Source organism: Agrobacterium sp. AGB01 (assembly GCF_014851585.1).
Lineage (GTDB): Bacteria > Pseudomonadota > Alphaproteobacteria > Rhizobiales > Rhizobiaceae > Agrobacterium.
The window spans coordinates 15,788-32,865 of the sequence record NZ_JACVAB010000012.1; the positions used below are offsets into that span (position 1 = coordinate 15,788).

The 17,078-nt window shown below is 55.1% G+C and carries 17 protein-coding genes; 11 read left to right on the forward strand and 6 right to left on the reverse strand.

From position 1 onward, the window contains the following. Positions 1 to 36: 36 nt before the first annotated feature. Positions 37 to 744, reverse strand: a complete 708-nt coding sequence (locus tag IB237_RS25985) for a hypothetical protein (protein ID WP_192491651.1) — start codon at positions 742 to 744, stop codon at positions 37 to 39. A 593-nt stretch (positions 745 to 1,337) separates the two neighbouring features. Here IB237_RS25985 and IB237_RS25990 point away from each other — a divergent pair. Both IB237_RS25990 and IB237_RS25995 read left to right on the forward strand, forming a co-directional pair. Beyond that, positions 1,338 to 2,504: a calcium:proton antiporter gene (locus IB237_RS25990; RefSeq protein ID WP_192491652.1), complete on the forward strand. Its 1,167-nt coding sequence runs from the start codon at positions 1,338 to 1,340 to the stop codon at positions 2,502 to 2,504. A 289-nt stretch (positions 2,505 to 2,793) separates the two neighbouring features. Continuing rightward, the gene (locus IB237_RS25995; RefSeq protein ID WP_192491653.1) at positions 2,794 to 3,540 is read left to right on the forward strand and encodes a F0F1 ATP synthase subunit A; all 747 of its coding nucleotides are present in this window, start codon (positions 2,794 to 2,796) and stop codon (positions 3,538 to 3,540) included. 45 nt (positions 3,541 to 3,585) lie between these two features. On the opposite strand, the gene IB237_RS26000 is transcribed toward IB237_RS25995, so the two are convergent. Continuing rightward, positions 3,586 to 4,164 carry a GNAT family N-acetyltransferase gene (locus IB237_RS26000; RefSeq protein ID WP_192491654.1) on the reverse strand — a complete coding sequence of 193 codons (579 nt, stop codon included), beginning with the start codon at positions 4,162 to 4,164 and terminating at the stop codon, positions 3,586 to 3,588. 492 nt (positions 4,165 to 4,656) lie between these two features. Here IB237_RS26000 and IB237_RS26005 point away from each other — a divergent pair, with 492 nt between their 5' ends. From IB237_RS26005 to IB237_RS26020, 4 genes are all read left to right on the forward strand, one after another. Continuing rightward, complete coding sequence (locus tag IB237_RS26005) at positions 4,657 to 5,022, forward strand: hypothetical protein (RefSeq protein WP_192491655.1); 366 nt, start codon at positions 4,657 to 4,659, stop codon at positions 5,020 to 5,022. A gap of 513 nt (positions 5,023 to 5,535) precedes the next feature. Beyond that, positions 5,536 to 6,105 (forward strand): terminase small subunit, encoded by a 570-nt coding sequence (locus IB237_RS26010; protein ID WP_192491656.1) that lies wholly within the window; start codon positions 5,536 to 5,538, stop codon positions 6,103 to 6,105. Positions 6,106 to 6,350: 245 nt separating this feature from the next. Beyond that, positions 6,351 to 7,871, forward strand: coding sequence for a terminase (locus IB237_RS26015; RefSeq protein WP_246788340.1), 1,521 nt, complete (start codon positions 6,351 to 6,353; stop codon positions 7,869 to 7,871). Positions 7,872 to 7,967: 96 nt separating this feature from the next. Next, positions 7,968 to 9,494: a P-loop NTPase fold protein gene (locus tag IB237_RS26020; protein ID WP_192491657.1), complete on the forward strand. Its 1,527-nt coding sequence runs from the start codon at positions 7,968 to 7,970 to the stop codon at positions 9,492 to 9,494. A 94-nt stretch (positions 9,495 to 9,588) separates the two neighbouring features. On the opposite strand, the gene IB237_RS26025 is transcribed toward IB237_RS26020, so the two are convergent. The 3 genes from IB237_RS26025 to IB237_RS26035 form a co-directional block, all read right to left on the reverse strand. After that, the gene (locus IB237_RS26025) at positions 9,589 to 10,131 is read right to left on the reverse strand and encodes a cysteine hydrolase family protein (protein WP_192491658.1); all 543 of its coding nucleotides are present in this window, start codon (positions 10,129 to 10,131) and stop codon (positions 9,589 to 9,591) included. A gap of 538 nt (positions 10,132 to 10,669) precedes the next feature. Then, positions 10,670 to 11,563 (reverse strand): GGDEF domain-containing protein, encoded by an 894-nt coding sequence (locus tag IB237_RS26030; RefSeq protein ID WP_192491659.1) that lies wholly within the window; start codon positions 11,561 to 11,563, stop codon positions 10,670 to 10,672. Between the two features lie 219 nt (positions 11,564 to 11,782). Continuing rightward, positions 11,783 to 12,349 carry a TetR/AcrR family transcriptional regulator gene (locus IB237_RS26035; RefSeq protein ID WP_192491660.1) on the reverse strand — a complete coding sequence of 189 codons (567 nt, stop codon included), beginning with the start codon at positions 12,347 to 12,349 and terminating at the stop codon, positions 11,783 to 11,785. Between the two features lie 75 nt (positions 12,350 to 12,424). Here IB237_RS26035 and IB237_RS26040 point away from each other — a divergent pair, with 75 nt between their 5' ends. From IB237_RS26040 to IB237_RS26060, 5 genes are all read left to right on the forward strand, one after another. Then, positions 12,425 to 13,627, forward strand: coding sequence for an MFS transporter (locus IB237_RS26040; RefSeq protein WP_192491661.1), 1,203 nt, complete (start codon positions 12,425 to 12,427; stop codon positions 13,625 to 13,627). A 10-nt stretch (positions 13,628 to 13,637) separates the two neighbouring features. Then, positions 13,638 to 14,225 (forward strand): sugar O-acetyltransferase, encoded by a 588-nt coding sequence (locus IB237_RS26045; protein WP_192491662.1) that lies wholly within the window; start codon positions 13,638 to 13,640, stop codon positions 14,223 to 14,225. 237 nt (positions 14,226 to 14,462) lie between these two features. Then, entirely contained in the window at positions 14,463 to 15,140 is a 678-nt protein-coding gene (locus IB237_RS26050; protein ID WP_192491663.1) for a TetR/AcrR family transcriptional regulator, read from the forward strand. A gap of 11 nt (positions 15,141 to 15,151) precedes the next feature. After that, the gene (locus IB237_RS26055) at positions 15,152 to 15,508 is read left to right on the forward strand and encodes a DoxX family protein (protein WP_192491664.1); all 357 of its coding nucleotides are present in this window, start codon (positions 15,152 to 15,154) and stop codon (positions 15,506 to 15,508) included. A 450-nt stretch (positions 15,509 to 15,958) separates the two neighbouring features. Next, positions 15,959 to 16,360, forward strand: a complete 402-nt coding sequence (locus tag IB237_RS26060) for a hypothetical protein (RefSeq protein WP_192491665.1) — start codon at positions 15,959 to 15,961, stop codon at positions 16,358 to 16,360. Positions 16,361 to 16,403: 43 nt separating this feature from the next. Here the strand turns inward: IB237_RS26060 and IB237_RS26065 are convergent, their stop codons facing one another. Continuing rightward, on the reverse strand, positions 16,404 to 17,033 hold the full coding sequence (locus tag IB237_RS26065) for a hypothetical protein (protein ID WP_192491666.1): 630 nt from the start codon (positions 17,031 to 17,033) through the stop codon (positions 16,404 to 16,406). Positions 17,034 to 17,078 lie beyond the last annotated feature (45 nt).

Below are 17,078 nucleotides of genomic sequence, written 5' to 3' on the forward strand. Positions count from 1 at the left end.
CCGGGTTCCGTAAAACCTTACCGCCCGTAGCGCGTATCACCACGTATCAAAATCGTCGAAAAACGCCTGCAGCTGGCGGTTTACTTTGGGCCAGACGGCCAGCACATAGGGCAGCACCACCACATACTGGTAGGCCAGAACCAGAAAACCGGACAGGACAAAGCCGCCGATCACGGCCAGCAGAATGCTGCTGGACATGCCGTAAAGGCCAAGCGCAACCAGCGCCAGCGCAATAACATACGACTTGTTGGTCAGTAACACCTGCGGCTTGAATATGCCAAGCATGGAACACACGCGCTGCAAACCGTTGCGGTCATGGGTGAAAGAATGGCTGATATTATGGTTCTGCGCGGCAATGGTATAACCGTCTCCGCCAACCTTATAAAGGCTGATGATGCTCATCATATCGTCTTCACCGACGCTGACGGCAAATGGCAGCTTGAACAGCTTTTCCTTGCCATCTTCAAAGCGCAAACGCACTTCGCTGGTTTCCCATTGTTCGCTCTGAACCGTGGAATAAACGTGGTTGTCGCCGTTGGCTGCGTAGTTGTTGTGATGTGTTGTATAGATCTGGCTGTGCTGCTTGACGCGGGAGCCGACAACCCGGCCGGAGATACGCTCCGCATTAAATTCCACGCCATTGATGAAAACACGCTTTTCTTCGTCGCGTGGCATGACAATGCCATCACGATAGGTCGGCGTTTGTTGTGTAGTTTGAATTTCAGGCGCGAGAACTGCGGACATTGATTTAGCTACCCCTCTAATGTTGACAGTTTCGGATGCTCCTAAACGAAACTGTCCAGCCGAGGCCATTTACTCAGCCACAAAGGTTAGCGTTTTGAAAATCGCAGAGGGGGAAAACCCCTGTTAGGGCCCTTGAGTGTGCCAAACTGATTTTTAGCGTTAAAAAACAATGGCTTTATTGCCCACAAATGGAGGGGTTGTGCGGATCGGATGGGTGGTCCTCAGTGTAAACAATGCCCCAACCACTCACTCGACGTCATCCTCGCCCTTGAGGCGAGGATCCAATCACGCCAGCCATATCCGTTTCGTCTGCGGAGATGTGGTTAGATCCTCGGGTCAGGCCCGAGGATGACGGCGGGTCTGGGTGATGCACAACAGAACCCCTCACCTGAAAAATTGATCACTTAGCAAGCTAAGATGATGATTTTTCTTCCTCTCCCACAAGGGTAGAGGTAAAGGCGCGACGCCCAAAGCTGGACCTCAACACCCCAATGTGCTAGGTGAACGCCAGCAACAGCGTTGTTTGCTCCCTCCGGGACGGCCCGGATGTGGCATTGTGTGATCGGGGACGGCCCCAAAAGAGGTCGCATGACATGCCACGTATCCCCTCCCTTTCTCGGTTCACCCTGACCAAAGGCGTTTTGCCCAAGCTGATCATTGCATGGGCGGTTGTTGCGGCGTTTCAGCTGCAGTTCCACGCGCTGCTTGGCCCTGACATGTCCACCACGGTTGCCGTCTTCAGTTTTGCCGTGCTGTTTGCGACCATTTTGATGGCCGCTTTTGGCGTGGTGCATGAGGCCGATGAACTGGCCCACCAGTTGGGTGAGCCCTATGGCACGCTGATCCTGACGCTGTCGATCGTCTCCATCGAGGTGATCTTGATTGCCGCCGTGATGATGGGACCGGGCGAAAGCCCGACCATTGGCCGCGATTCCATTTTTGCCGTGATGATGATCATCATGAACCTGGTGACCGGCATCTGCCTGCTGGCAGGCGCAATGCGCTATGGCGAGCAGGAATATAATGCGCCGGGCGCCATAACCTTCATCAGCATGATCCTGGTTTTAGCCGGCATTGCGCTGCTGCTGCCCAATGTGATTGGCGCGCGTGACGGCACCTTTACCAACGAGCAGGCCATCATGATCAGCCTGCTGACGGTGGCGGGTTACGGCGGTTTTCTAGCGCTGCAAATGGGCCGTTACCGCAGCGATTACATGCAGCCGGAAGCCGGGCAGATGTCCATTCTTTTGGCGCAGGCGCCGCGCAGGTCAACGGCAGGTGACGACGCCAATTCCGCCGCCAATACCCGCAAGAACCTTGGCCATGCGGTAAAGCTGGTGGCGCTGATGTTGCCAATCGTTTTGCTGGCGCATGACCTTGCCATCATCATCGATTACGGCGTGGTGAAAGCCGGGGCACCCGTGGCTGTTGGTGGTGTGCTGATTGCCATTATCGTGTTTACGCCGGAGTCCATCACCGCCGTCAAAGCGGCGCTGAACAATGAAACGCAGCGCGCCATTAACCTGTGCCTCGGTGCCTTTGTTTCCACCGTCGGGCTGACGGTGCCGGCCGTGCTGACGGTGGGTCTGTTGACTGGCAAGACGGTCATCCTGGGCATTTCCGCCGTGGAAACCGTGCTGTTTGCACTGACGATTGGCCTGACGGCACTGACCTATCTTGGCCACCGTACCTCTGCCACGCAAGGGTTGCTGCACATTCTGCTGTTTGCGGTGTTTGGGCTGATGTTGTTTACCGCCTAAGCGGACAATTGTCGCCTCACGTAAGCGCATGTTACGTTAGGGCATCAGGGGCAAATGGCCGTTGCAATCTGCCCCTTCTGCGGTTAAGACACCAGCGCGCGGGACGACCCGTGCCTATGAAACGTTCCGGGGACGGCCCCTTTTCCACCATGGAAACAGGCCGCCCGCATGAGCATTTTCACCCCTTATATCCAAATCATTGGTCCGCAGTGTGTGTGCGCCCGGCAGTGCTGTGGCGCTGGCGAACTGCGCGTGTGCATTGCCATGGCCGCAGCACAGAGGAAGCCCCGTGGCCGGACCTGTTGAACAATTTGAAATCAAAAAAATCGTCGAAATCAGCCTTGGTGGCGTGGATATCAGTTTCACCAATGCCTCGGCCTCAATGTTTCTGACGGTTGCCCTTGCCACCGGTTTTCTGCTGCTGGCCACCGGCCGCAGGCAGCTGGTGCCCAGCCGCTGGCAATCGGGTGCGGAAATGCTGTTTGAGTTCGTGTCACGCACGTTAAAGGACAATGTTGGCAAACAGGGAATGCACTTTTTTCCATTCGTTTTCACGCTGTTCATGTTCATTCTCACCGCCAATCTGCTCGGCATGTTTCCATATGCCTTTACGGTGACGGCGCAGATCATCGTGACCTTTGGGCTCGCGGCCATGGTGTTTCTGACCGTGACACTTTACGGTTTCTACAAACACGGATTTGGCTTTCTGAAACTGTTCAAGCCCGATGGCGTGCCGGCGGTGCTGGCGCCCATCATCATTCCCATCGAGCTGATTTCTTATCTGTCACGCCCGGTCAGCCACTCGGTGCGTCTGTTCGCTGTCATGCTGGCGGGCCACATTACGCTGAAGGTGTTTGCCGGTTTTGTGGTGTCACTGGTCAGTTTTGGGGCGCTGGGTGCAGTTGGTGCCATCATGCCGCTGATGATGACGGTGGCGATTACCGCGCTGGAGTTTTTGATGGCGGTTATTCAGGCCTATGTGTTCACCATGCTGACCTGCATGTATCTGAACGACGCGCTGCACCCCGGCCACTGAGGCGGTCGTGCTGATGCCCGGCGGGGTAGAAACGACGCCGGGTTTTCAGGCTGGCAGAAGTGGTTTGTCGAAATCGACCGATGTGTCGGTGCGCCCATTGGCGGGGTAAGAAAATCGGCCAAATTCCCGGTAATAGCAACGCTGCCAGAAGCGCAAAGTCGCGTCCGCCAGCGCATCGGCGTGCAGATAAGAGGTGGCGTAATCCAGCTGGGCAGCGCGCTGTTCCAGCAGGTCCACGATGCGGGTGCCAAGCCCCTGCCCGCGCAGCTGCGGCCGCAGATAGACCCGCACCAGCTGGCAGACCTCGGCGTGGTTTTGATAGCGCTGCCCCAGCCGTTTTGCCGTGCCGGGTTTGAGTGAAAATGCGTGCAGGCCACCGGTGGCAATCAGCCGGTTTTGCGCATCGTAAACCACGCAGAACGCGCCACGGTTTGCGCCGCTGTACCAGTTTTCTTCCGCCGGTTTGATGAGGGAATCCAGATCGGCATGCCAGAAGAGGTTATAATCAATCGCGTAGGTGTCGCGGATCATTTCCAGGCAAAATTCTCGCGCCGCGCTGTACACTGCGCGGTCTTCGCTGCCATCAAGGGCGCGCAGTGTCAGGCTGGCGAGATCGGTTGGCATGGCAGGCTCCGGCGGTTCGCCCTGCTTTACTGCGTGGTGTGAGGTGGGGCAACCATATCCTCGCCGCAGTCGTGAGGATCCAATCACGCCAGTCAGATCAGTTTCGTTTGACGAGATGGGGTTAGATACTTGGGACAAGCCCAAGTATGACGGCCGGTTGAGTGCTGCAGAACAGAACCCCTCACCTGAAAAATCTATCACTTAGCAAGCTAAGATGATGATTTTTCTTCCTCTCCCACAGGGGTAGAGGTAAGGGCGCCAGTGGCAACCACACACTCCCCTCATTCCCGCGCTTGTTGCGGGAATCCAGGCCAGCCCCAGTCGTGGGGCTGGAAAGAGTCTATCCGTCACGCGGACGCATGACGACTAGATTCCTGTGACAGCACAGGAATGAGGGTCGGTTGGCGCAATGTTGGAATCAGACAATAAACGGTGTAGTTGCGGAGCCACCGCATGCGCGTGCAGGATGAATTAAAGGGACCGGAGATATAGATGGAAAGACTGGTAGGTGAAGGTTGGTCTCTTGGCGTGTTTCGGGATGGTGATCAGCTCCAGATCGCCCTGCCCGTAGACAGCAGTTTTATATCAACAAGCTTCGAATTTTCCTGTTCTGACGAAGATTACCGAGTGCTTGCAGAGGATGATTTCCGGCGACATGTGCTTGATTTTATTCTTCATGAATGGCTGCAACCAACGATGTTACGCGACGGCCCCAAGCGTGATGAAGCCAAAATGCTTGCCGTTATAAAGACTGTGCTGCACGGCAGCCTCGAAGACGTGGAAACCGAAATCGACAGCTGCCCTCAACCTTCACGCGCTCGTTACAGGTTAGAGACAATGCGCGGTGATATTGCCTGACATTTTTGTGACCGCATGACTGGATGTTTGTGAGACCGTCAGCGTCAATCAATGAGCGCCAAGCAAGCACAACCCCTCACCTGAAAAATCTATGACTTAGCGTTGCTAAGACCATGATTTTTCTTCCTCTCCCACAAGGGTAGAGGTAAGGGCGCCAGTGGCAGCCACATACTCCCCCTCATCTCTGTGCTTGTCACAGAGATCCAGGCCAGCCCAAGTCGTGGGGCTGGAAAGAGTCTATCCGTCATGCGGACGCATGACGACTAGATTCCAGCAACTCGTGCGGGAATGAGGTGGAGAGTGTGGCGCCGTTTGAATGCTGGGCCAGTCATTCCCACTACGTCATCCTCGCCCTCAAGGCGAGGATCTAAGCCATCCATCACAATCGCGACGTGGATAGATTCTCGAGACACCCCGAGAATGATGGCGGGTACGGGTTCGGCACACCAGCCTCCTTTACCACCACAACCATCTCCCCGCTAATACTGCCGCCCAAAAGAGGCGTGCGACGCGATGGAAAATGTGACGGCTGAGCAGGCCGGTTTTGCCGAACATGATGGTGATGACCGCGAGACACTGTCGGCATCGATATTCTCCGATGATGAGAAGGCCGACATTTTCGTCGCGGACGCTTTCGGCGCTGACGCGTTGCCAGCTGAGCCAGACATGGCAACACAGGACCCAGACAAGGCCGCACCTGAAAGCACAACCGCCGCCTCCCAGCCAACGGTCGATGCCGACTGGGTGCTGGCGCGGCTGGCCGAGCAGGCAGAGGCCGACATTGCCGATCTCTATGATGACAATGGCGATCTTTTGCCCGTGAAGGACTGGCCGGCGGTGTGGCGCACCGGGCTGGTGTCCGACGTGGAAATTACCGCGGTTTATGAAGGGCGTGGCGATGAGCGAAAGCTGGTTGGCCATGTGAAAAAACTGAAGCTGGTGGACCGCACCCGCCGCCTGGAAATGATTGGCAAACATGTGCGCGTTAATGCGTTTCAGGACGTGGTGAAACATCGTGGCCTGAAATCGCTGGCCGACCGGCTGGAGCGGGCCCGCAAGCGTGATGCCGAGGCCAAACCATGACCGGGGAAAGCCGCATGCAGCCGCCCGGACTTGGCCGGTTTGTGCGACCTCAACAACCCGTTTTTCGCCAAGTTAAAACCCATGCTGTTTTACCGCTTATCACCAGTTGGAGATAAATTGCGAGCCGCTATAAAAACCATTCTAAAACAGTATTTTACCACCGTAAAACTTGCCGCAACCATGCGGCCGTCGACTGCGATTTTTCGCGCATTTCCCGCCCATATCCCCAGCAGGAGACACTTATCATGACGGATGATATGGACCCCAGCGTTGACCCCGATGATGAGATCATCACGCTGGCCGCCGCCTGCCAGTTTAACCCCAGACGCTGGAGCCGCATGGCCTGGGACTGGGGTGTGGGAGAGCTGCAGGGTTATGACGGGCCACGTGGCTGGCAGGACGATATTAACGAGGTTATTTCCCGGCATTTGCAGGACCCGCAAAGCCGATATCAGCCGCTGCAGATAGCGGTGGCGTCAGGCCACGGCATCGGCAAATCTGCCGCCATGGGCATGTTGTCCAACTGGGCGATGTCGTGTTTTGAAGACTGCAAGATTGTCACCACCGCCAATACCGAGGGGCAGCTGCGCACCAAAACCGCGCCGGAAATTGGCAAGTGGTTTCGCATGTCGATTACCGCCCATTGGTTTGATGTGCAGGCCATGGCGATTAAAAGCCGCGACCCGGAGCGTGGCGAAAGCTGGCGGCAGGACTTCATTTCCTGGAGCGAAAACAACACCGAAGCCTTTGCCGGCCTGCACAACAAGGGCAAGATCATTCTGCTGCTGTTTGATGAGGCGTCAAAAATCCACGACAAGGTTTGGGAGGTGGCCGAGGGCGCGCTGACCGATGAAAACACCATCATCATCTGGGTGGTGTTTGGCAACCCGACGCGCAATAGCGGCCGTTTTCGCGAATGTTTTCGTCGGTTTCGGCATCGCTGGATTGGACGGCAGATTGACAGCCGCACCGTGCCCGGCACCAACAAGCAGTTTTTGCAGCGCATGGTCGATGACCACGGCGAAGACAGCGATTATGTGAAGGTGCGCGTGCGCGGGCAGTTTCCCTCACAATCGGCCATGCAGTTCATTTCCGCCGATGATCTGGACCAGGCACGCACCACGCATCTGCGGCCGGCGCAATATGCCTTTGCGCCCGTGATTATTGGCGTCGACCCTTCCTGGACGGGTGAAGACCCGACGGTCATCATGCTGCGGCAAGGGCTTTATTCCAAACGACTGGCCACCATTCCGCGCAACGACAATGATGTTGAAGTGGCAATGCTGGTGGCACGGTTTGAGGATGAATATCAGGCCGATGCGGTGTTTGTGGATGCCGGTTATGGCACCGGCATTGTCAGCGCCGGCACCACCATGGGCCGCAACTGGCAGCTTGTGTGGTTCGGTTCTACCAAGACAATCGACCCCGGATATTACAACATCCGCGCCTATATCTGGGGCCAGATGAAACGCTGGATCAAGGCCGGCGGCGCAATCGATCCGCACAATGAGACGCTTTACCAAGACCTTGTCGGACCGGAAACCGTGGCGCGCATGGATGGCAAAATCCAGCTGGAAAGCAAACAGGACATGAAGGCGCGCGGCATTCCATCGCCCAATGAGGGCGACGCGCTGGCGCTGACCTTTACCCAGCCGGTGGCCAAGAAAACACGCGGCCCCAAACCGATGATGCTGCCGGATGGGACTGTTGTCTATGACAAGGCCGTCGCCCGCGCCCAGATGGACTATGACCCGCTGGGTGGGTGAGAAAAATCGTCATAATTGTGTGATGTAGTTCCGCACAACCGTTGAAGGATTCGATCTTTCTGCATAATGATCAAAAGGATTGCAGAGGGGTATTGAATGAACATGGTAGCGAAAGATATTTGGCAAGACGATCTTCTTGGACGCAAACAGGATGCGGAATATCTCTACAAACTAATCCTCCATAGGTCGTCGTCTCGCCCCAAAGATCAGGGAGCTTATGTCATTAACGTGAATTCACCTTGGGGACAGGGGAAATCATTTTTTCTGAAGCGCATGTTTGAAATGGTTCAATCAAAGAACCATCCTGCTGTTTTCATCGACGCATGGAAATACGACTTCGTTGATGACCCGTACTCCATAGTCGTGTCTTCACTTGATACCTACTTCAAGGATCTGGTCAAAAGCTCGCCCGAGAAGAAAAAGTTTCTCGATATCGTTTCTGAGAAAACTGAAAACTTTCGCAAGAATTTCGGGAAAATCGCCTACACAGTAGGCAAAGAAACACTCAAAAAAGCAAGCAAAGCAGTGGTTGGTGAAGGGTTGGAAATAGCTGCAGGCTTAATCAACGAACCAACGTCTCTTGCTGACGGTAACAACGACAATCTGAATGACAAGGTCATTGCCATTACCGAGGCAAGTCTTGGCGATTTTTCAGACCAGGCTATCGATATGTACGCCCAAAAGCGCTTGCAGGATATCGATGAAGTGAAAAACAGCCTCGATAAGTTTCAGGCTAGCCTATCCTCTATTCTAGAGACCATTTTTAGAGATGGTGATAAAGCATTTCCGCTGTTTGTATTCATCGACGAGCTTGACCGGTGCAGGCCAACTTACGCTATAGCCATGCTGGAACGCATCAAACATCTCTTTGATGTCAGGGGCGTGGTATTCGTAATGGCCACAGACACGACCCAACTCGCATATTCCGTTGGTGCTGTTTACGGTTCAGGTTTTGACTCGAAAAATTATCTCGGTCGCTTCTTTCACAGATCCTACAATCTGCCGCAGCCAGAAATCGCTGCAATTGCGCATGCGCTCATTCGGGCAAGCGGCGTTGATTTAGACGATTGGAGATTTCCGAGCCGTCGCGAGGTTAAAATTGAACTGTTCGCCGAGTTCTTCGACAAAACATCAAGACTTTTCGATATGTCCATCAGACAATTCAATCAATCATTTGAAATATTATTGGACGTAACTGCTGCATGGGACCATGAATTTCAAATCGAAATTATTTATATGTATCCTCTAATATGTAATTATGTAGTTGAAAAGGATATTGATTTAAATAATGGACGAATAATTCGGGACCCTCATGATTTCTTACTTCAAAAAGAAAAAGAAAATTCAGTGAGTTGGCTTATTGAGAGAGATATATTCAACATCGACCTCAAGGAGTATTATTCTTTATATTCGCGGTATATAAAAGTGCCTTTGGGTCAGGCTTATCACGACGCGGATGATGAGTTGACAAATACTCCATCAGAGGAAATCGGTTACATTTGTTCAGTCTTGCAAAAAGAGTTCAATGCAAGACGGACAACTCTAACGGAGCGGAATTATAGCGAACTTAAAAACTATCCTGCGCTCATCAAACATGCGCGTCGATGGGAAAAGCTCGACTAAATGTAAGCGATGACGCGGCGGCAAGCTTTTTCAGCCTAAAGACTTGGGCTGGTCTGGAGTCCTTTGACAAGCACAGGAACGACGAGGAGTCTGCTCACCCAGCCAACAAGGTTTCCGCATCCACAACGCGGGCGAAGTCAGCCTCCAGATGGGCCATGGTCACGTCAAATATGGTTTGAGCGGACAGGTTTGCCGATGGCAGGTCGAAGCCCAGCACAGCGTCGCGCACCACGGTCATGTTGAAACCAAGGTCGGCGCCGGCGCGCACGGTGGAGTTAACGCAGAAACCTGCGACGGCGCCTGTCACCACCAGATCTTCGATGCCGTTGCTGCGCAGGTGCTCGGCCAGATCAGTTGAGGCAAAACCGGACGAGGTGTTTTTGACGAAGATAGGCTCGTCGCCCACCTCTTTCCCGCACGGCATGGGCTGGTAGCCCGGGGCACCTGGGTGAAATGGCGAGGCGGAATTGCTGTCGGCGTGGCGGATGTGCAGGACCGGCAGGTTCTTGGCGCGAAATGCGGTCGCCAGCGCGGTTATCTTTTCCGGTGCTTCACCGTTCACATGGTTCCGCCCGGCATCGATACGCTGCTGCATGTCCATCTGCATATCGATAATGATCAGCGCCGTTTTTGCCATGTCTCTGCCCTGTTCCATAAGTGATGTTGGCGCGTAGCTTTGAGAAAAGCGGATAGATTCTCAAGTGTTTTTGTTGTGTGATTGATGGTGCATGGCAAAACCCCTCACCTGAAAAATCTATCACTTAGCAAGCTAAGATGATGATTTTTCTTCCTCTCCCACAGGGGTAGAGGTAAGGGCGCCCGTGGAAACGCCGTGGCCAAAACCCATAACAGCGCGTTAGATGAGCGACAACACCCGTCTCGAAGTTGAGTTGGTTTGCTGAATGCACGCCTCGACCTCCCTCTTCTCTGTGCCTGTCACAGAGATCCAGTCGTCGCGCGTCTGCGCGGTGGAAAAGTCTATTCAGCCCAAGGACTTGGGCTGGCCTGGATTCCTGTGACAGGCACAGGAATGAGGATCGTTTGGAGGTGACGTCGACGTCAAACAATGAGAGGTGTGAGCCAAACGCCCGCCCAAAAAACAACCGACTACAGCGCAGAAATCCGATTGTGGCCAGCGTGTTTGGAAAGGCAGCCCCCACCCAAGCAACCCGAGCTTACAGCGCAGACACCCGATTGCGGCCGGCGCGTTTGGAAAGATACAGCCCCTCATCCGCCCGTTTGAGGATTTCGCTGGAAAGCCGGTCCGGCAGGCCGAATTCGCTCACGCCACCGCTAATGGTGGATTCGTAGCGCAGGTTCTGGCGGAAGGTAATCGGCACGTTCTTGCGCAGCTGTTCGGCAATTTCCAGTGCGTCCGGCTTGCGGGTGCCGGGCATGACGACGACAAATTCGTCGCCACCGAAACGGGCAATCATGTCGCTCTGGCGCAGGTTCTGGCGACACAGGCGGGCAATTTCCACCAGCGCCGCATCCCCGGCATGGTGGCCCATTTCGTCATTAAGGCGTTTGAAATTATCAAGGTCGAACACCAGCACCGAGGTCTGGTCGCGCTCCCGTTCGAAAATCGCCAGACGGTCGTCCAGCGTTTCAATAAGCTTGCGGCGGTTATAAAGGCCGGTCAGCGCGTCGGTTTCGCTGAGCACGCGCAGCTTGCACTGCACCTCGTTTTTTTCGGTAATGTTGCTGGCCACCCAGACAACGGCGTCTTCACCATCAACCGGAAAACCCAGGGCCTGAACGCGGCCTTCAAAACTGATGGCGTAATCAGGGCCATCGCCGGCGCCCTTCACGTCGCTGCCGCACAGCTGATATTCGACAATATGCAACACGCGACTGCGCAGTGCCTTTGCCACTTCGTCCGCAAACCACTGAGCCTTTTCCTGTTTCAGCACATCAAACATGCTCATGCCGACAAGACCACTGCCATCATGGTAATGGCGAACGTCCTTGCCGCCGAACACTGCGGCGTAACGACCACTGCGCGTCAGAATAAACGCCGGGTCTGGCAATGAAGACAGGATGGAAGCCAACTGCTGCTGCGTAAACAAAGAATTTCGTTCCCACGTTACCTGACGACACGGCCGCCACCGAAACACCCGTATGTGCTAAGCTGCACACGGCGTGTATTGGACTGCGAACCAGCCTTCCGATTGATCGAAATTAACACAACACTATTTCGTTTTCCTAAATAACCGTTTACGACCGAATAAAATAACCTTGAAACAACCTGTTTTCGGGGTGCTGGCAGCCAAATATTCTCGCGCTGGTTAGGCCGACAGACGCTCGACAATCAGCCGTATATGCTGCTGATCCAACATCTTAGGGTTCATGGCGTTGTGAATGGTGATTCCTTCAATCATCGCGTCTAGCGCATTGGCCTGCTGCACGGTGAAATGCAGCTGTAACGCACGGCGGCTGGCGGCCATCCAGTCCAGCATGACGGTTTTCAAAAGTGGGCGGCGCGAGGCATAGGCATAAAGCTCGAAGCTGAGAATAAGGTCCATGGTGCGCACCGGCCCGTCGTCACACAGATAATCCACCAGCGCGGTCCGCGCCGCAGCCTGGTCTGGCGCAGCCATCATGATCTGCATGAGATGGTCCGACACCTGAACGGACAGCTGGCGAAACGCCGCAGCAATAATGTCATCCAGCCCGGAGAAATAATAGGTGAGTGAACCCAGCGGCAGACCGGCCGTTTCGGCAATGCGCCGGTGGGTGGTATCGGCCACGCCAACACGGCCGATTGTTGCCAGCGCCGCTGTTATGATTTTTTCCCGCCTTTCGGGATCATTGGCAGGCCGGTGGCTTTTGGCTGGGGCTTTTTCTCTGGTCATGTCCAATCTCGAATTCTTGACTTTGTGTACGCACGTACATATACGCATGGTCTCGTTCACGGACCAAGAGCTATCATGCCATCGCTTAACCAAAGACGTTTCGCACTTTTTGTTTTTTTCTTCATTCCCGGCGTTGCCATGGCCTCGTGGGTAACGCGCACCCCTGCCATTCGCGACCGGATTGATGTTTCGATTGCCGAAATGGGTCTGGTTCTGCTTGGTCTGTCTATCGGGTCGATGAGCGGCATTTTGATGTCTGCTTTTGCCGTTGGCCGGTTTGGCACCCGCGCCGTGATGCTGGCCGGCACCTGGCTGGTGGCCAGCAGTGTGGCCTTCATGGCGCTTGGCACCATAACCGCACAGCCGATTGTCGTTTCCGTCGGGCTGGCCTGTTTTGGGCTTGGCATGGGGTTGGCTGAAATTGCCGTCAATATTGATGGCGCGATGGTGGAACAGGAATCCGGCCGGGCGGTGATGCACACGCTGCATGGCTGTTTCAGCCTTGGCACAGTGCTGGGCGCACTGGCGGGCTTGGGCGCCAATGCGCTGGCCGTGCCTGTCGAGGTTCACCTGGCGGCCATTGCCATCTTTATCGTGCCGGCCATTGTCCATTTCATCCGCCACATTCCCGCAGGCACCGCCAAGACCGACAAAAACCAGAGGGTGGAAACGACAGGCGCGCCAAAGGACGACTACTGGCGTGACCCGCGCCTGCTGGCCATTGCGCTTATCGTGCTGGCGGTGGCGCTGGCCGAAGGTGCGGCCAATGACTGGTTGCCAATCCTGATGGTGGATGAGCACGGCTTTTCCAAAACGGCCGGTTCCCTGGTGTTTCTGGTGTTTGCATCTGCCATGACCTTTGGCCGGTTTGCCGGCGGTTATTTCCTGCATCGGTTTGGCCGCTCGGCGGTTATCCGTACCAGTGCGGTATTTGGCGCGCTGGGTCTGGCCTGCGTGATTTTTGCCGACCATCCCATCCTGGCCGGTGCGTCCGTGCTGCTGTGGGGCCTTGGCGCATCGCTTGGTTTTCCAGTGGCCATTTCTGCGGCCGGTGACTCCGGCGCCAATTCCGCAGAACGGGTGAAAATCGTCACCATTGGCGGTTATGTCGCATTTCTGGTTGGCCCGCCGCTGCTGGGACTGCTGGGCGAAAACTTTGGCCTGCGCAATGCCATGCTGGTGGTGCTGGCGCTGTTGCTGTGCGCCATTCTGGCGGCACCTGCGGTGCGCCCGCGCAAGCTGGCCACAACAGATGAAGCCGTAACACCCACGGCATAAGGATAAAACCATGACCGAGATGGAAAAAGCACTGGCCGGTTTGCTGTATGATGCCAATAATGATGCCGGGCTGATTGAACAGCGCCACGCCGCCAAGGATGCGCTGTTTGAATTTAACAGCACGCCGCCGCGCCAGTTGGAAAAACGCCGCGAGATCCTGCGCAAGCTGCTGGGCAAAACCGCAGGGGCATTTCACATCGAAGCGCCGTTCAACTGCGATTACGGTTACAACATCGAGATTGGCGAAAACTTCTACGCCAATGTCAATCTGTGCATTCTTGACTGCGCCAAGGTGACCATTGGCAACAACGTGTTTGTGGCCCCCAATGTGCATATTTGCTGCGCTGGCCACCCGCTGGATATCGAGCGCCGCAACAAGGGACTGGAATATGCCTACCCAGTGACGATCGAGGACGATGTTTGGATTGGCGCTGGCGCACAAATTCTGCCCGGCGTGACCATTGGTCGTGGCAGCGTGATTGCCGCTGGCGCCATCGTTATCCGCGATGTGCCGCCCATGTCACTGGCTGGCGGCAACCCGGCGCGCATCATCAGGACCATCACCGAGGCCGATGTCGCCAAATACCGCGAAGCGTGATGTGAGCGAAACCGCACAGATAAACAGGCCGGAACCGCCATTGGTGTTCCGGCCTTTTTTGTGTCTGATAACGCCGATGACCCGCCGCGAATGGCCGCCCACACGCCTGCCCGCAGCACCACACGCCCCGCATATGTGCTGTGGCAATTTGACCAACGTTAAACAAACACGTCTTCTTGCTTAGAATGGTACGGTACAATACCATACCAAATTGCAATAGAGATTCCCGGAGCCAGCATGAGCACTGAACACCGCACGGCCAAAGGCAAAGAACGTGTCGAGGCCCTGAAGGAGGCCGCGATCACCATGTTTCTAGAGGACGGGTATCAGGCCGCATCGCTCGACGCGCTGATTTCGCAAGTGGGTGGTTCGCGCCGCAATGTTTACGACCATTTTGGCGGCAAGCACGGCCTGTTTACCGAGGCTGTTGTGGCGTTGTGCGGCGAAGTGTCTGCGCCACTGAACGACATGGTGATTGATGGCGCCGACCCGGAAAAGTCGCTGCGGTTGTTTGGCAAAAGCACGCTGGACATTGTGCTGAACCCGCGTACGCTTGCCTTGCACCGCATGATGATTTCCGAAGGCGGCCGCTTTCCTGACCTTGCCCAGTCCATCTGGAATGCCGGCTACATGAATGCGCAACGGGTGCTGAGCCGCTGGATAAAGGATGGCCAGGACGCAGGCCTGCTGCGCGGCGACTTTGCAGCGGAACGGTTGGCGGAAGACTTCCTTAACCTGACAGTCGCGACCGCGCAGATGCGGGCACTGGTTGGCCTGCAGCCGACGCTGGACACAGAAGAGATTGACGAGATTGTTGACCGTGCAGTGACGATGTTCCTGAACGGCGCCTACCAGCCTTACCACGCAACCGCAAACGGCGCGGGCCAAACCGCAACCGAGCCATCCAACTCTTAAGGGACACCACCATGCGCAGACCAACCCGCCTCACCCTGTTTCGCTGGCTGCTGGCCGCATTTTTTGCCTTTGGGGCCATGGGTAACCTGTTCCCGACAGAGGGTATCATGGCCGATTACCAGCGTTGGGGGTTTCCAGACTGGTTCCATTACGTGACTGGCACGCTGGAACTGACGGCAAGTGCGCTGATGTTTTCCCGTTACCGGCTGTTCGGCGCGCTGGCCGGTGCGGCGCTTATGGTAGCAGCCGCGACGACTGTGCTGATCAATGGCGAGTTTCTGCATGCGCTGATACCGGCAACGGTGCTGGCACTGTGCCTGTTGCTGGCCGTGCTGCTGCGCAGGCAAACGGCGCGCGTAAGAGCGTGATGAGCGCTGGTGTGGTGGCCGCAGCGCCACTTCACCACAGTATACCCTGGCATCAGTTTAGAAACGTTGCTGTCATGACCCTGAAAATGACAGCAACATGAGCACTTAACAGACCAACCACAAGTAATAAAAATATACTGTCAATATTTTCAACTACTGGCTGATGTTTAGGTCAAAAAAAACCTCGACCAGATGAATGGCCGAGGTTTCAAGCCTGCTGAAATGCTATCCCTCAAAACATCTCACAATATATAAAACAACTTTACCAGATAGTTTATGACAAAGACAATAGCTATTTCGTGGTATAATTAACGCGAATTCTAAACAAAATGGAACTTTCATACAATACATCGATATTACCCTTTCGCGTTAACCCAAAATTGAAAGCCAGTTTGACGAGGTGATTGCAATTCTCTAGGCACATACACTCGGTATAGTGGTGAGTGGTGTATGTGTGACTTTGCTGAGCGTTTAACAGCAGCATTTAATCAGGGAAAGACTATTCCCCGTGAGTATGAACCTGCAGAAGCGGCCAGCAAGCGCGCCAACTGCCATGAGGCTGCAGCAGATTATGTGCGCCGGAACGGTGGCACGGTTATCCGTGGATGGGTGCCGAAGGGCGCGGGTTATTACACCAAACATTGCATCGTAGAGCACAATGACCGGATGATTGAGGTGGCACGGCCAGAGCAAGCCGCCTTTCCCTTTGTGCGCCACGATCTTTTTCCCGACGACTGGAATGAGCAAGGCATTTTCGTGACGGACTTTACAGCCTGGTCCAAGGGCGACCATGAGCAACCGAGGGCCGAGAAACCCCGCAAGTTCGGTCTGTTACGTATGCTGATCGGGTAACCGCCGCCCATCTTCCCCGTGTGACATGTTGCCACCTCACGCCTTATTGCGTCGAGGGTTTGCATTGCCCCTGCAGGTTTTCGCAGGCCAGCACATTGTTGATGGTTCTGGCACCGGTTTCGCCCGGACGCAGATGGATGGCCTGACGCGACGGATGCCGCCTGCCCTGACTATCAACCCCGGTCATTTCCAGCTGGCACTGCGTGGCAACGCTACAATTGTTTTCAGCGCGAATACCGCAGGACGGATTACCAAAGCTGTCACGTTCCTGCACCTTTGAAAAAGCAACACATTGCCCAACCTGTGCGGTGCCCTGTGAGGAACCTTGTCCCGCATTGGCTTTGGCAGCGACCTGTCTTTTATGTTCAGCATCAACCGCATCGGAACAACTATCTATTAGACCGGAGCCTGCATTGATCAGGCCCTTGCAGTATGCAGCATCACCGTAACGAGGTCCGCCCGGACCGCAGAGGCGATAGAGGTTATCTTTATCTGCCTTGTATCGTCTGCACTCCGGCGTGGACTGCGCGTAAGGATGGTTTAAAAGGATGTCTTGAAGCTGGTCGAAACTCATGCCGCCTTCAGGCCATATCTGCGCGACTGATATGTTGGGCGTAGAGGCAACAGTTAAAAACGCGATTGCGCACAGGCGGGCCAGCAGGCTGAACATCATCTCTCCATCATTTCCAGGGAACTCGAGGGGTCACCAAGCCAGTTT